The 12,996-nt window shown below is 54.1% G+C and carries 10 protein-coding genes; 2 read left to right on the top strand and 8 right to left on the bottom strand.

Features of this window, described 5'->3' with window-relative positions; translation table 11 throughout:
* Nucleotides 1-14 precede the first annotated feature (14 nt).
* Nucleotides 15-533, bottom strand: coding sequence for a thioredoxin family protein (locus FUA23_RS06125; protein ID WP_147929847.1), 519 nt, complete (start codon nucleotides 531-533; stop codon nucleotides 15-17).
* A 156-nt stretch (nucleotides 534-689) separates the two neighbouring features.
* Nucleotides 690-1,748: a PorP/SprF family type IX secretion system membrane protein gene (locus tag FUA23_RS06120; protein WP_147929846.1), complete on the bottom strand. Its 1,059-nt coding sequence runs from the start codon at nucleotides 1,746-1,748 to the stop codon at nucleotides 690-692.
* 194 nt (nucleotides 1,749-1,942) lie between these two features.
* Between FUA23_RS06120 and FUA23_RS06115 the strand changes: the two genes are divergently transcribed.
* Nucleotides 1,943-2,797 carry a C40 family peptidase gene (locus FUA23_RS06115; protein ID WP_187270910.1) on the top strand — a complete coding sequence of 285 codons (855 nt, stop codon included), beginning with the start codon at nucleotides 1,943-1,945 and terminating at the stop codon, nucleotides 2,795-2,797.
* 198 nt (nucleotides 2,798-2,995) lie between these two features.
* On the top strand, nucleotides 2,996-4,243 hold the full coding sequence (locus FUA23_RS06110; protein WP_147929844.1) for a THUMP domain-containing class I SAM-dependent RNA methyltransferase: 1,248 nt from the start codon (nucleotides 2,996-2,998) through the stop codon (nucleotides 4,241-4,243).
* 76 nt (nucleotides 4,244-4,319) lie between these two features.
* Here FUA23_RS06110 and FUA23_RS06105 read toward each other — a convergent pair whose 3' ends face one another.
* The 6 genes from FUA23_RS06105 to FUA23_RS06080 form a co-directional block, all read right to left on the bottom strand.
* On the bottom strand, nucleotides 4,320-7,502 hold the full coding sequence (locus tag FUA23_RS06105; RefSeq protein ID WP_147929843.1) for a WD40/YVTN/BNR-like repeat-containing protein: 3,183 nt from the start codon (nucleotides 7,500-7,502) through the stop codon (nucleotides 4,320-4,322).
* A gap of 220 nt (nucleotides 7,503-7,722) precedes the next feature.
* A complete protein-coding gene (locus tag FUA23_RS06100) occupies nucleotides 7,723-8,451 on the bottom strand; it encodes a LolA-like protein (RefSeq protein ID WP_147929842.1) in 729 nt (242 codons plus the stop codon).
* A 292-nt stretch (nucleotides 8,452-8,743) separates the two neighbouring features.
* On the bottom strand, nucleotides 8,744-10,303 hold the full coding sequence (locus FUA23_RS06095) for a flotillin family protein (protein WP_147929841.1): 1,560 nt from the start codon (nucleotides 10,301-10,303) through the stop codon (nucleotides 8,744-8,746).
* Between the two features lie 86 nt (nucleotides 10,304-10,389).
* Complete coding sequence (locus tag FUA23_RS06090; RefSeq protein WP_147929840.1) at nucleotides 10,390-10,893, bottom strand: hypothetical protein; 504 nt, start codon at nucleotides 10,891-10,893, stop codon at nucleotides 10,390-10,392.
* Between the two features lie 259 nt (nucleotides 10,894-11,152).
* Nucleotides 11,153-12,148, bottom strand: a complete 996-nt coding sequence (locus FUA23_RS06085; protein ID WP_246144052.1) for a YihY/virulence factor BrkB family protein — start codon at nucleotides 12,146-12,148, stop codon at nucleotides 11,153-11,155.
* The gene (locus FUA23_RS06080; protein WP_147929839.1) at nucleotides 12,135-12,551 is read right to left on the bottom strand and encodes an acyl-CoA thioesterase; all 417 of its coding nucleotides are present in this window, start codon (nucleotides 12,549-12,551) and stop codon (nucleotides 12,135-12,137) included. Before FUA23_RS06080 ends, FUA23_RS06085 begins: the two co-directional genes overlap by 14 nt.
* Nucleotides 12,552-12,996: the final 445 nt, after the last annotated feature.

The following is a 12,996-nucleotide window of genomic DNA, read 5'->3' as shown; positions in this document are numbered from 1 at the left end:
GAAACTTCCTTTTATTATTTACCGATCGTTTTCAGGTATTCCTGATAAGTCTTGGTCTTATAGTGACCGCCCTGAATAAAGTTGAGCTCGTTGATGAACTTATTGGCCGGCTTGAAACCGGGGCTGATGGAAATGCGGTCGCGGTTCTCGTCGAGGTAAACAATGCTCGGGTAGCTCATCCGGCTGTCCAGCAGAGCCACGGCCAGATCGTGAACTCCACGACGGGTGGCTTCGGGGTTGAAGTTGAAGGTGTAGCCATCGTATTTGATGGCCCCTTTTTGCTCGGCGTCGAACTTTACGGCGTAGAAGTTCTCCTTTACGTAAGCTTCAATTACCGGATCCGTAAAGACAGCCTTGTCCATCTTTTTGCACCAGCCGCACCACTCGGTGTAGACATCGACAAGCAGTTTTTTGGGCTCTTTTTTGTTGGCAGTAATAGCTTCATCCCAGCTCATCCATTTAATCTGAGCGGAAGTAGTTGACGTAAAAGAAAGCACGGCCACAAAGGCCAGAGTCAAGCGTAAAAGCGACATAGGAACGATTCTATTATTCTGGTTAATTGTTTCAGAGAGGACACAAAGCTACGAAATCACCCTGTTAACTAACCTTTTGAAAAACCTACCACTCTGTTAAATGACGGCAATTCCCCTTCTTATTTACACGGTAGAAGTACCATGGTGTAGGAAACATCAGAATTTAGGACACGGTACCGCTTCGTCATCGTTTGTCTTTCCGAGGTAGGCGATGTTGAGTTCGAAAGCCCCCTGGTGGCGGCGGTTGGTCTGCAGGCCGTTCAGTCCGGCATCGTAGCTCATCCCGACGAGAAAGCTGTTGAATTCGACCCCGAACATGCCAACTGCGCTATCGATACCGTACTCTACATCGCTGCCAACTCCCCGCACATAAGCGCCAAGGTGCAGTGCAGCTCCGTTGCTGTCGTTTAGCAAAAAACGCAGGTTACTGCCCGCATTGGTAACAAGGTGAGGTCCCTGAGCGTAGGCGTAAACCCTGGGGCTGAGGCTCACATCTCTCCCGATCGGAAGCCTGAGGTTCAGGTATCCGCTGTAGCGACGGTAAAGCGTTTGAGTAACCTCTACGTCTTCTCCCTGAGTGATTTCAGCATAGAAGCTCTGCTCGGGCTGATTGAAGTGATGGACCGCTGCACCGAGATAAACGGCCACTTTATTCTTGGGCGCGTAGGCATAATTCAAGCCCAATTGGTAGTCTCCGAAGGCGTAATTATTGGCCGGGAGTTCCTCGGCAGAAGCGCCATCTACGTATACAGATGTTCCGTCGAAGGCGTCCTCGAAGGTAAGCTGATCGTAACTGACGTTGCGCTGTACCACACCCAGCTGAAAGCCAAGGCTAAGGGTTTGGTTGCTCCGGGGGTCAAGGGCTTTGTGAAAAGCTCCGCCGACCATGATCTGGTTGACACTGTAATTAAATTCAGACAACCGGTCGCTGGCAAAAGATACGCCGACGCCAAAGGCGTCTTTGTAACGCCGCTTCTTAGGGTTGACGAAATACTTAAAGTCGGCAGAGAAGGCGGTAGTAGAAAACGGTGTTTCCAGGGTTTGTGCCCACTGGCTGCGATGCGACAACGCGACACGATAAGTACCAGGGAAAGCCCCGGTCAGGGCCGGGTTCAGGGTCAGAGGTGCTGCAAAAAACTGGGAAAAGTGATAATCCTGGGCAGAAAGTCCGCTTGCACACAACAGAAAGGTAAGGACCAGTAAAGGAAACTTCATACGGTAATTTTGGGAGGCCGCAAAGGTACGTCGGACCTTGGCGGCCACATCACTTTTACCAACGGAATTCGGCCCGGCTTATTGCAGTTCACCAAAAGGCGAGGCTCATGAATGTCCGTATGGCTGGCGCCCTTGTGGTGCATCCGGCCGTCAGAACCGTCGACAACCGGCAATTTATTTTATCTTGCAGCCGTATGTCAAACTTTGCCCTCGGTCGCTTTACTGCTGCCGCCATCCGGAGCCACGCCAAGGCTAAATCTGAAATGATGTCCCAGTTGCTGCTGGGAGAGCCGGTTACTATTTTGGAACCGGGAAAAACATTTTCCCGTATCCGATGCTGTGATGATGATTTCGAGGGTTTTGTACGTACCGATCAACTCCTTACTGCCGATGAGCGAACCTTCCGGCTGCAACGCGACAACCCTGCCTTTGCCCTTGACTTGTGGTCGGCTATTCTGGGCGAGCAAGCGGCCGTTCCGATTACCTTCGGGGCACGCTTACCTGGTTTCGACGGAATGCGCCTGCTTCACGGCCAGCACGTTTTCAACTACTCCGGCCAGGCCGCGCTTTCCGAAGACCTCCGTACCGAAGCGGACCTCATGATTCGTTTTGCCCGGCGCTGGCTCTTTGTCCCCGGTCTCGCCGGTGGCCGCACGCCTACCGGCATCGATCCCGCAGCACTCATTCAACTGGTGGCCCGGCTGATCAACATCAAACTCCCCCGAACCGCCGACGCGATGAGCAATCACGGCCGGATGGTGGACTTCGTGATTCAGGCCCAACCGGCAGACCTTGCTTTCTTCGACAACCGAAAAGGCCACATCGAACACGTTGGGCTGTTACTGCCCGACAGCAAAATCCTGCACGTCGGAGACCGGGTGAGAATCGATAGCGTTGACCATTACGGAATTTTCAACCAGGAAACCGGACGGTATTCTCACCGGCTGCGCATCGTAAAGCGGCTGCTCCCTGATATGGACATCCCGAACGTCTTAATGCGCAAGCAGAAAAAGGTTGAAGCCAACGAAAACCAGATGGCAATCTTTTAGAACGATCGGCATTAGCCCTGTCGCGCTTTCAGGTTGTTCATATGGCGCGAACGCGGGTGCAAAAAAAGCTTTTAAATAGAATTCCGGTCCTTGCGCACCTGCTTTTACGAAGGCGTCGGATTCTGGTCAGTGCTCCGTGCGTTTAACAACGTCTGTTGAGCAAAAGGAGCCTCATCCCCGGCCGGCCTGTAAGGTCTAATGCACACCATCAGGCTTAAGTCCGGGGTTTTCCCGTTACCGTTCACTACCTTCACCCCGAACCGAGAAAAAAAACATTCAGCCATCAAAACTTACGCAATCACTACCTTCGAAGGCTTCGAAGAAATCCTGGCCGCCGAACTTACAGCCCTCGGTGCAACTGACGTCGAACCAGGCCGCAGGGTTGTGATGTGTAAAGGCGATAAAGCCTTTATGTACCGCGCAAACCTGAACCTGCGGACAGGCATCAGGGTACTTACCGAAATTGCATCGTTCCGGGCCCGCAACGAGCAGGCGATGTACGATCAACTGAAAGCAATTGACTGGAGCCCCTACCTCAAAGTAGACGGTTTCCTGTGGATAGACGCCAATACACAATCCGACTACCACCGCAACGCGGTTTACCTCAGCCAGTTGTTCAAGGACGCTATCGTGGATCAGTTCCGGGCAAAGACGGGTGAACGCCCGAGCGTAAGCAAAGAAAACGCAGACCTTACCCTGAACCTGCACGTAACGCGCAACGACGAAGTGAGCGTAAGCCTCAACAGCTCGGGCGAGAGCCTTCACCGGCGTGGTTACCGCAAGCGCACCGGAGGTGCGCCCATCAATGAGGTACTGGCAGCAGGCCTGGTTACCCTCTCCGGATACGACGGCGAAGTTCCGTTCTGCGACCCGATGTGTGGGTCCGGAACCATCGTAGCGGAAGCTGCAATGATTGCAGCCCGGCAAGCGCCGGGCCTCAACCGGTCATTCGGGTTCGAGCGCTGGCCGGATTTCGACGCCGGGCTTTGGGCTTCCATCCGCCAGGAAGCACGCGACAAGGTTCGCACCCCGCCCCAGCCTATTCTTGCCAACGATATTGATGAACTCACGCTGCACCTCGCCAAGGTTTCTCTGGAGCGAACCGGCCTGATTCAGCACATCGACTTCGAGTCATTGCCTTTCAACCAGCTCTCTGCACCTGCGCCCGCGACCGAAAAAGGTGGAATCCTCGTCACCAATCCGCCCTACGAAGTTCGCCTCAAAACCGGCAACATCGAAGAACTGTACGAAATGATCGGCGACACCTTTAAAACGAACTGGAAAGGTTACTCTGCGTGGTTGATCACGGGTAGCCCCGAAGGCTTGAAGTCGGTAGGGCTCAAAACCAGCCGCCGGATTCCGCTGATGAACGGGCCGATCGAAGTGAGATATGTCCGTTACGACCTCTACGCGGGCTCGCGGAAGCATAAAAGCGAAGAAGAATAAACGGGAGTGTTTCCCGCATAAAACACCGTCGCGGAGCGCAATTGCACTCCGCGACGGTCAATCTCAGCATCCGGATTTAGTGAAGCAACTGCACCCAGGTTTCGCCAAGGGGATTGGCAAGGGCACTCTTCCAAAGGGTGTTACTTTTCCAACGTTGGCGCTGTGAGCCCGCGTCGGAACCGGTGGACTCCGCAGCCAGAAAGTCTGCTTTTGAGGGCCAGCTGATACGCTGCCCTTCTGGCAGCTTCTCGTTCAATGCTGCAACCGAGGTATTGAGCATGCTTTCAAACTCTGCTTTCACTTTCGCCATTTCATCGTGGATGCGCTTTGCTTCCTGCATCTGACTTCCGGAGGGTTTGCCGGGGAAGGTGCTTATATCGAAGTATAGGTTGCCCATCTCTTCCCGGAGGCGCGCGCCTTCATCGACGTAAAAGTCTCCACCCAGAAACACGAGTCCTGCTTTCGTTTTAGCGGCTGACTCAGCGATCATTTTGGCCATTTCTGCCACCTTTTTCTTCTCTGGCATCAGTGCTTCGGCTTGCTTTTCCACCTTCTCGTAGGTATCGTAGATCCAGGCCAGTTCTTCGGTATCGTTGTACACCTGCATGAGTAACTTCCGCTGGGCTTCGCGTTCCGCTACGCCGTAGACGTCTCCTTCCTCAACGGTTAGTTCGATTTGAGTTTCAAAAGTTTCCTTTCCCTTGATGAGTTTTACATCGTAGACTCCGGCGGGAAGATTCGGACCGGAGAGCGCGCCGAATAAAGCCATGCGGTTGTTGGTCGGCGCAGCTTTCGGCTTTTCAATAGAAGTGGGTAATTCCACCACGTTGAGGCCGGCGCCTTTACCCGCGGGCAGGGTGCGGAGCAATTCGCCATCCTTCCAGACTTCCACGTACATTTTGCCGAACATGTGACGACGCTGGTTGTAGTACATGATCCGCGCTGCACGCGGCTGATTGGGCCCCACGAACGTACCACTGCCGCCAAAATCTCCCATTCCCATACCGGTTCCGCTGCCCAGGTAGGCAGGCTTCACCTTCAGGAAAGTGAACTTCTTACTGGTTATTCCCGGCGTCAGCTGACGCAATGCTTCGAGATCGTCCAGAATAATAATTCCACGGCCGTGCGTAGCCATAACAAGGTCTGACTCCCGCTCCTGAATCACCATAGCGCGGATACCAACCATCGGCAGGTTGTTGTTGAAAGGAGCCCAACTGGCACCGCCGTCGAGACTGATGTACAAACCGAACTCTGTACCTAAAAACAGCAAATCGGGGTTTTCAGTATCCTGGCGAACGCTGAGGGAGTAGCCGCTTGCGTAAGGGTCGGCGATGTCCGTCCAGCTCTTTCCTCCGTCGGTTGTTTTGTAGAGGTACGTTTTCATATCTCCCGTCCGGTGGCCGTCGAAGGTCACAAATGCGGTATTGACGTCGTGCGGGCTGGGCTCAACGAAAGTTACCCAGGTATTTGCCGGCAGCCCGGGGATGTTTTCGTTTACCTTGGCCCAGGTCTTCCCTCCGTTGCGGGTAACCTGCAGGTTACCATCGTCCGTTCCGGCCCACACTGTATTTTGGTCCAGGGGGCTTTCGGCGATGACATAAATAGTGGTATGGTTCTCGGCGGTGGAGTTGTCGATGCTGAGGCCTCCGCTGAGGTGTTGCTTTTGTTTCTCCGGGTCGTTGGTCGTCAGGTCAGGGCTGATGCGGTCCCAGCTGTCGCCGTCGTTTGAAGAGCGGTAGAGGTACTGAGCGCCGAAGTAGAGCCGCTTACCATCTTTGCTGATGTGTACGGGAGCGTTCCAGTTGAAGCGAAGCGGGTCCTCCCCCGTGGTTGCGTAGGGAGGGATCGACTTCGCCTGCCCGGTTCGTTCGTCGAAGCGAACGAGTTTTCCGCCCTGGTATTCGCTGAAAACGATGTGTTCTTTGGTTGGGTGCCGGAAGCTGTAGAAGCCATCACCCCCGAAGGTCTTTTTCCAGTCGGAGTTGGTAATTCCTCCGGCGCTCGTTGCGGGCGCGAACCAGGAACCGTTGTCCTGCAACCCACCGTAGACGCGGTAAGGTTTCGCGTTATCGACGCTGACGTGGTAGAACTGACTTACCGGCAGGTTCATCCACATCTTGAAGGTATAGCCCCGGTCGTAGCTTTCGTAAACGCCACCGTCGGTACCAACCAGGATGTGCTTGCTGTTGGCGGGGTCGAACCAGATGTCGTGAAAATCTGAGTGAACGGCGGGGTCGAAGCTACGCCAGATGTTTCCCTTGTCTTCACTGATGATTCCGTTGAGCCCGCATTTAGCCACGATGTCGGGGTTGTTCGGGTCAATTTCCAGTTCGCTGAAATAGAACGGACGAATACCCGTGTTTTGGTTACGGCCAATCATTTTCCAGCTGGCACCGGCGTCTTCGCTGCGGTACATTCCCTTGGTTTCGTTTGTGCCGGTTTCTACGCTGGCGTACAGGATGTTGCTGTTGCTCGGAGCGACTTCGACGCCAATACGGCCCAGCTTTTCATCGGGCAGGCCATTGGTCAGTTTGTTCCAGGTTTTACCGCCATCGGTTGTTTTGTAGAGACCTGATTTTCCGTGCAGGCCGGAGTCGAACGTCCAGGGTAGACGACGGTGACTCCACATTGCGGCGTAGAGTACTTCGGGGTTATTGGGGTCCATGGCCAGGTTGGCAGCACCGGTGTCTTCATCGATGTACAACACCTTTTCCCAGTTTGCGCCGCCATCAACGGATTTAAAAACGCCACGCTCTTCGTTGCTGTCCCAGAGGTGCCCCATCGCAGCGACGTAGAGAACGTTCTCGTCTTCGGGATGCACAGAAATGTCGGCAATCCGCTCCGTGTTTTCAAGGCCGATGGACTTCCACTTCGTACCGTTGTTCGTTGATTTGAAGACACCGGCTCCGACGCTGATGCTGTTGCGGGTCCACGGTTCTCCGGTACCGACGTACACGACATCGGTATTGGACGGCGCGATGGCTATCGCCCCGATACTTTGTGGGTGGTCATCGAAGACGGGCTGGACCTGCCCTCCGGCGGAGGTGGTCCGCCAGACGCCGCCGCCGGCGGCGCCCACGAAAACGGTGGTGGCATCTTCAGGGTTTACGGCGAGGCAACTGATGCGGCCGCTCATTACGGCCGGTCCGATTTGCCTGGCCCGCAGGTCGCCGAACAAAGCAGAAGTGGTTTTGAATTCGCTTTGGGCCGACAGTGCCGCAGCAAAGGCCAGCAGCAGGAGGGTAAACGTTTGTCTCATGATAGTAAGTGGGTTGTAGCAGTTCGTGGATGTGCCGCCTTGAGTGCAACGGGCTTTAAAGCAGGCGCGGCCGCAGGTGCAAAGCAGGTTGAAGGGCTGGGTTTCCGCCCCGTACATCAGTTACCGTACTCCCTACTCTGCACCTGCGTCAGCGCCTAAAAAACGGCCGGGTTCTCCTGTACTGGAAAATCCGGCCGGAATGAATACCTAAAGAGCTGTATTAGTCTTTTTTGGGCATGGAGAACATCGCCTTATCGATTTCCGGGTTGAGTACTACTTCGGAAAAGGTCATTTTTTGCATAGTACTTCCGTTGAACTTCACTTCCATGAACATAGGTACCACCAGACCCTCTACTTCCTGGTAGTCGCTCATGTAAGTTTCAACAACAGCACCTTTCTGCGGACCAGACTTGACGGAACTGGCCATCATAACCGGAATCATGTATTCCTGATCGAAGTAGTACGTGTGGTCAATACCTTTTTCATCGGTCACGCGCACGCCGTAGGTAGGGGTTCCTTCTACTTCTTTACCCTCTACACTTTCCAGCGTGATGCCGCGCTCTTTTGAGTCAATGAACTCAGAAAGGAAGCGCATTTCTTTAGACTGCTCAGCCTGGTCTTCCGGCATTTCCGTAGGCTCGGTGATGCCCTGAAAAGGCATGATCTGCCACGCAGTTTCGCCGTCGTACGCCTGGACGATCTTCTGCCCCTGCACGTTCACTTCCACGTACTGCATGTCGCCTTCGGCGGCGGTGATGGAGATGGGGAATTCCATTCCCTGCATGCTTGCGGTGCCTTTCATGGTAGTGGCTTTCAGCGCCTTCCAGGCATCTGCACCGCCAATGTTTTCAATGTACGTTGCGGCAATTTCTTCGGCTGTCGGGGCTTTTTGCGCGAACAGGCCGGTAACGAATACCAGCATAAGGGTCAGGGTAAATAACTTCTTCATCGTGTTGTTGGTTAATGCAGCCCACACAAGGGCTACGGTTAATTTGTTGCTCACAAACTTACTATCGCCAAGCCGTGGAAGAAGGTTTGTTGGACGGAAGGCAGGTTTTCTTCGATGAGTGAATGTTTACACCGCCGCGGAACATGGTAATTATGCAGAACCGGCCTCCGGCGGCAATAAAATTCAGCGTTGGCGGGGCGTCGTGTCGGATTACGGACCGGCCTAAACCAAAAGAGCCCGCCCCTGCGGTAAAACCGAAGAGGCGGGCAAAAACTACGAATCAAACTACTCATTAACTCTTTGGCGGCGTGGGCCGGGTAGCGGATGGCTTTACCGTTTCGGGCTCCGATGTTTCGGCGTCCTTAGCGGATTCCTGCTTCACGAGTCCGGCAGGCAGGCTCATTCCGCTCTGACTCAGGAAGTCATTGAGCTGAGGAACCATCCCGTAGAGGCCGGAGACGAAATTGCTTACGCCCTGTCCGTTGCCACTGTCGTAGACCACCACCTTGTCGATTTCGATGTCTTTGATGGCGTCGGTCTGAATCTTCGTGAGGGCTTCGAGCTTATCGAGCATCAGGTAATTGATGGCGCTCTGGGCGTCTCCGCCAGCAGCAGCAACGAGTTTCTGGAAACCTTCAGCCTGCTTTTTCAGCAACTCTTCCATACCCTGGGCTTCTGCCTGGTACTTAGCGAGGGCTGCGTCGGCTTCACCCTTCGCGATCTCACGACGGCGCTCTGCTTCTGCCTGGGCGGCGATGATGGCCTTCTGCTTCTCGATGTCGGCCTGAACGACCTGCTCGGCTTCCTTCTCGGCTTTCTCCTTCAGGGCGCGGGCTTTTTCCGCCGCTTCCTGGGCTTTGTAGGATTCTTCCTGGGCCTTTGCGATGGCGACCTTGCGGGCAGCTTCAGCGCGGCGGTTGGCTTCTGCGAGGGCCACGTCGCGGGCGGCGTTGGACTCAGCGATCTTGATGGCCGCTTCGTTCTTACCCTCCTGGGCTTCGGCGTTAAACTTCGATTCTCCGATCTCGGCACGGGAGTTGGCGTCGGCTACCTTGATCCGTTGCTCCTGGGTCGCTTCAGCTTCACCGACCATCGCACGGGCGTTGGCGTCGGCGATTTTGATGCGCTGCTGCTGAGCAGCTTCTGCTTCACCGATCTCCGCCTGGGCGGTAAGGGCGGCTACTTTCGTACGCTGCTCCTGCTGTGCTTCGGCACGACCGATGCTACCGGTACGCTTCTCCTGCGCAACCTTTACTTCGGCTTCGTTGATCGCACGAGCGGCAGCTTCCTGACCAAGGGCAGCGATGTAGCCCGACTCGTCCTGAATATCGGTTACGTTTACGTTGATGAGACGCAGACCTACTTTGTGAAGCTCTTCGCCTACGTTGGAGTAAACGCTGGAGACGAACTTGTCGCGGTCGGTGTTCAGCTCCTCGATGTCCATATTGGCGATCACGAGGCGCATCTGGCCCATGATGATGTCCTGACTTAGGCGGGCAACCTGCTCGCGGGTTAGGGAAAGGAGACGGTTGGCAGCAGCCAGCATCAGGTTCTCATCTTCTCCGATACCAACGGTGAACTGAGAAGGGACGTTCACGCGGATGTTCTGCTTCGAGAGTGCGTCTTTCAGGTTCACGTCGATGCTCAGCGGGGTGAGATCGAGAAATTTGTAGTCCTGAATGACCGGCCAGACGAAAGCGGCACCACCGGCATAACACTTAGCGGATGCTCCGCCACCGGTTTTACCATAGACAACCAGAATCTTATCCGACGGACAGCGTTTGTAGCGACTGACCAGAAAAAAGACGAAAAGAACGATTAATAAGGCAACGCCTCCAATTAATTCTAGCATGATATAATGGGGTTTAATTTTCCCCGCTGCGCGGGGAGGTGAATGTGTGATTTTTTCGTGATTGCCGGCCGATGAGCCGGTAACCCTTATGCCGGGCTGACGACGACAATGCCGTCTCCCCCGATTTCGTCCACTACGATCGGCGCCCCCGTTGGGATGTCTTCCGTAGCGACAGAGCGAGCTTTAAGCTCGCGTTTGGTTCCTTTTACGTTTACCCGGACAATGCCCTCGCCACCGGCGGGGATGCGCAGGTAAACCGTTCCTTTCTCCATGATAGCGTCGTGCACCGTCCAGTTTACGTTAGCCTGCTGCGAGAGCAGGAACTTCAGGATCAGACTGAGCAGGTAAACGCCCACTGCACCTGCGGCCGCGCCCACTACAAACGCAAGCACCGGGTTAGCTTCTGAAATGAGAACCAACCGTACCACCCACGATCCGATAGAAAAGAAGGTCAGAACGCTTTTCATAGTTCCGAGTCCGTCGGAGTCTACGTCCAGGTCGAGGTCCAGACCTCCGATGATGGAGAGCAAAAGCAAGACCAGCAGCAGACCGCCACAAATCAGTGCTATATAGGTGAGAATCAAGATCATGACGGTTTGCTTTTATGGTGTTTCGTAACTATGCCACAAGAACGCACAAACACACGGTTTTGGGTTAGTCGTTCGTCGAGGAAGGTGCTAGGTTGGTCGGTTACCAGGAGCTAGGAGCTAGAAACTAGAGAACTAGGAGCTAGAAACTAGGGAGCTAGGAACTAGGGAACTAGGAGCTAGGGAGCTATGAGCTAGCTTCTAGTTCTCTAGTTTCTAGTTTCTAACCCCTAGCTCCTAGTTTCTAGTTCCTAGCTTCTAACTACTCCTCTTCCACCATCGTCAGATCCCTGCGTACCGCAATTGCGGCGTTGAGTTCGAACCCTATAATAAGGATAAGCGCGTTGAGTTGCAACCACAGCATAACAATGATGATGGTAGCGATAGAACCGTAGAACTTGATGTAAGTATCATAACGGTCGAAGCCATCGATGTAAAAACTGAACGCCACGGAGGTCGTCAGGGAGAGCACCGTTGCGAGCGTAACGCCCGGGCTGAAGTAGCTGAATTTTTTGTGCGTAGCCGCGCCGTAACGGTAAAGCGTACCGATAGTAACGTAGTACAGGCTGAGCATTATCACCCACCGCAAGAGACCGATAAAGAACGCCGTAAGGCTTCCCAGACTCAGTGCTTCGGCCACCCAGTAGATGATGTAGTCACCCATAATCACAAAAACGGTACTGGACACGATGAACAGGCCGATCAGAAGCGTCAGGCCCGCCCCAATGAGGCGCTTTGCCACCCAATTGCGCCGCTTAAAGGTTTTGACGTAGCTCTTGTCGAAAGCCTGCATCAGGGCCAGCATGCCGTTGCTACTGAAATAGATGGCCAACAGAAAACCAAAACTCAGCAAGCCCAACCGGGGAGAATTGGTGATCTCCTGAACGAAAGCGAGCACAAATTCTCCGGCCTGACCGGGCATCACCTGGCTGATTTCCTCGTCCAGCGTACTTTGAAAATTCTTCAGGCCGGGGTACCAGGTTTCCAGTGCGTTCAGGGCGAAGGGAACGAGGGTAAAGATGGTGAGCAAAGAAGGAAAAAGCGAAAGGAAAAAGCTGAACGCTACGCTATTTGCGCGGGTAAACAAATCATCGCGCAGCGATTCGTGGTAAACGAATACGATAACGTCGTAAATAGGAACGCCGTGGAAGCCGATAAAGGAATTCTCCTTGCTGTACTTCAGCATTCCCAGCCAGACCGGGTGCTGGGTGAAGTAATTTTTAATATCCGCAATTGAAGGCAGTTTAAGCTTCTTCAAAGTAGGGGCGCAGTTTTTCCAAAAGGTATTCCGGAGCGGGAACAGCCCGTCCGGTACTCATGTCGACGAAACACAATTTTACGCTCCCTCCGTTGACTAACTTTCCTTTTTCGTTGTGAATTTCGACGTGGAAGGTAATTGTATCGACCGGCAGCTTGCGCAAGGTAGTGTTTATGGTAAGCAATTCGTCGTAACGGCCGGGGCGAACGAAGCGCTGGTTGAGACTCATTACCGGCAGCATGATGCCGTGCTCGGCCTCCATATTGGCGTACGTAAGCCCGAGTTCGCGCAGCATTTCTACCCGACCGATTTCGTAGAGCAACGCATAATTGCCGTAATAAAGGTAAGCCATCTGGTCGGTTTCGCCGTAGCGTACGCGATGGGTGGTGGAAGTTTGATACATTGGGATGTTGGTTCGTTGGGAGTATTGGAACGTTGGGCGCAAAATACCAACATACTAACGAATCAGAACAACAATAGGGCGCGAACGCAGGTGCAAAGATGGTTGAAAGACAAAGTATCTTCCCCGGTTGAAGCAGTCTCCGGCTGCAAACGGTCGACGCGCGCTCCGGGCGCAGACGTATCTTGACAGGTCACTCCCGGAGAATACCCGGACCGCTCTCGCTCGGAGAGCCGTTTGGCCGAGGAGGTGTGTATCACGAGATGCACTACTATCACGAACTTGCCGCTTGTCACGTCTCCCCTCTCCCGAGGAGAGGGGCCGGGGGCAGGGCTAACGCATACTATCTAGAAAAACTTTATCACGGGCCTTATCGGACCACATCGCTCGCATTCGTTTATGCTTAACACCAGCTTTACTGGGTCCATCAGCGTGTAAATTGATACTC

This window comes from Neolewinella aurantiaca, from assembly GCF_008014675.1.
Lineage (GTDB): Bacteria > Bacteroidota > Bacteroidia > Chitinophagales > Saprospiraceae > Neolewinella > Neolewinella aurantiaca.
This window is presented reverse-complemented; position numbering and strand designations above follow the sequence as displayed.

What these genes read in the sequence shown, in the direction of transcription:
- FUA23_RS06110 (WP_147929844.1), top strand. Translation starts at nt 2,996, where the DNA reads ATGCACACCATCAGGCTTAAGTCCGGGGTTTTCCCGTTACCGTTCACT.
- FUA23_RS06095 (WP_147929841.1), bottom strand. Translation starts at nt 10,303, where the DNA reads ATGCTAGAATTAATTGGAGGCGTTGCCTTATTAATCGTTCTTTTCGTC.
- FUA23_RS06115 (WP_187270910.1), top strand. Translation starts at nt 1,943, where the DNA reads ATGTCAAACTTTGCCCTCGGTCGCTTTACTGCTGCCGCCATCCGGAGC.
- FUA23_RS06100 (WP_147929842.1), bottom strand. Translation starts at nt 8,451, where the DNA reads ATGAAGAAGTTATTTACCCTGACCCTTATGCTGGTATTCGTTACCGGC.
- FUA23_RS06125 (WP_147929847.1), bottom strand. Translation starts at nt 533, where the DNA reads ATGTCGCTTTTACGCTTGACTCTGGCCTTTGTGGCCGTGCTTTCTTTT.
- FUA23_RS06105 (WP_147929843.1), bottom strand. Translation starts at nt 7,502, where the DNA reads ATGAGACAAACGTTTACCCTCCTGCTGCTGGCCTTTGCTGCGGCACTG.
- FUA23_RS06090 (WP_147929840.1), bottom strand. Translation starts at nt 10,893, where the DNA reads ATGATCTTGATTCTCACCTATATAGCACTGATTTGTGGCGGTCTGCTG.
- FUA23_RS06120 (WP_147929846.1), bottom strand. Translation starts at nt 1,748, where the DNA reads ATGAAGTTTCCTTTACTGGTCCTTACCTTTCTGTTGTGTGCAAGCGGA.
- FUA23_RS06080 (WP_147929839.1), bottom strand. Translation starts at nt 12,551, where the DNA reads ATGTATCAAACTTCCACCACCCATCGCGTACGCTACGGCGAAACCGAC.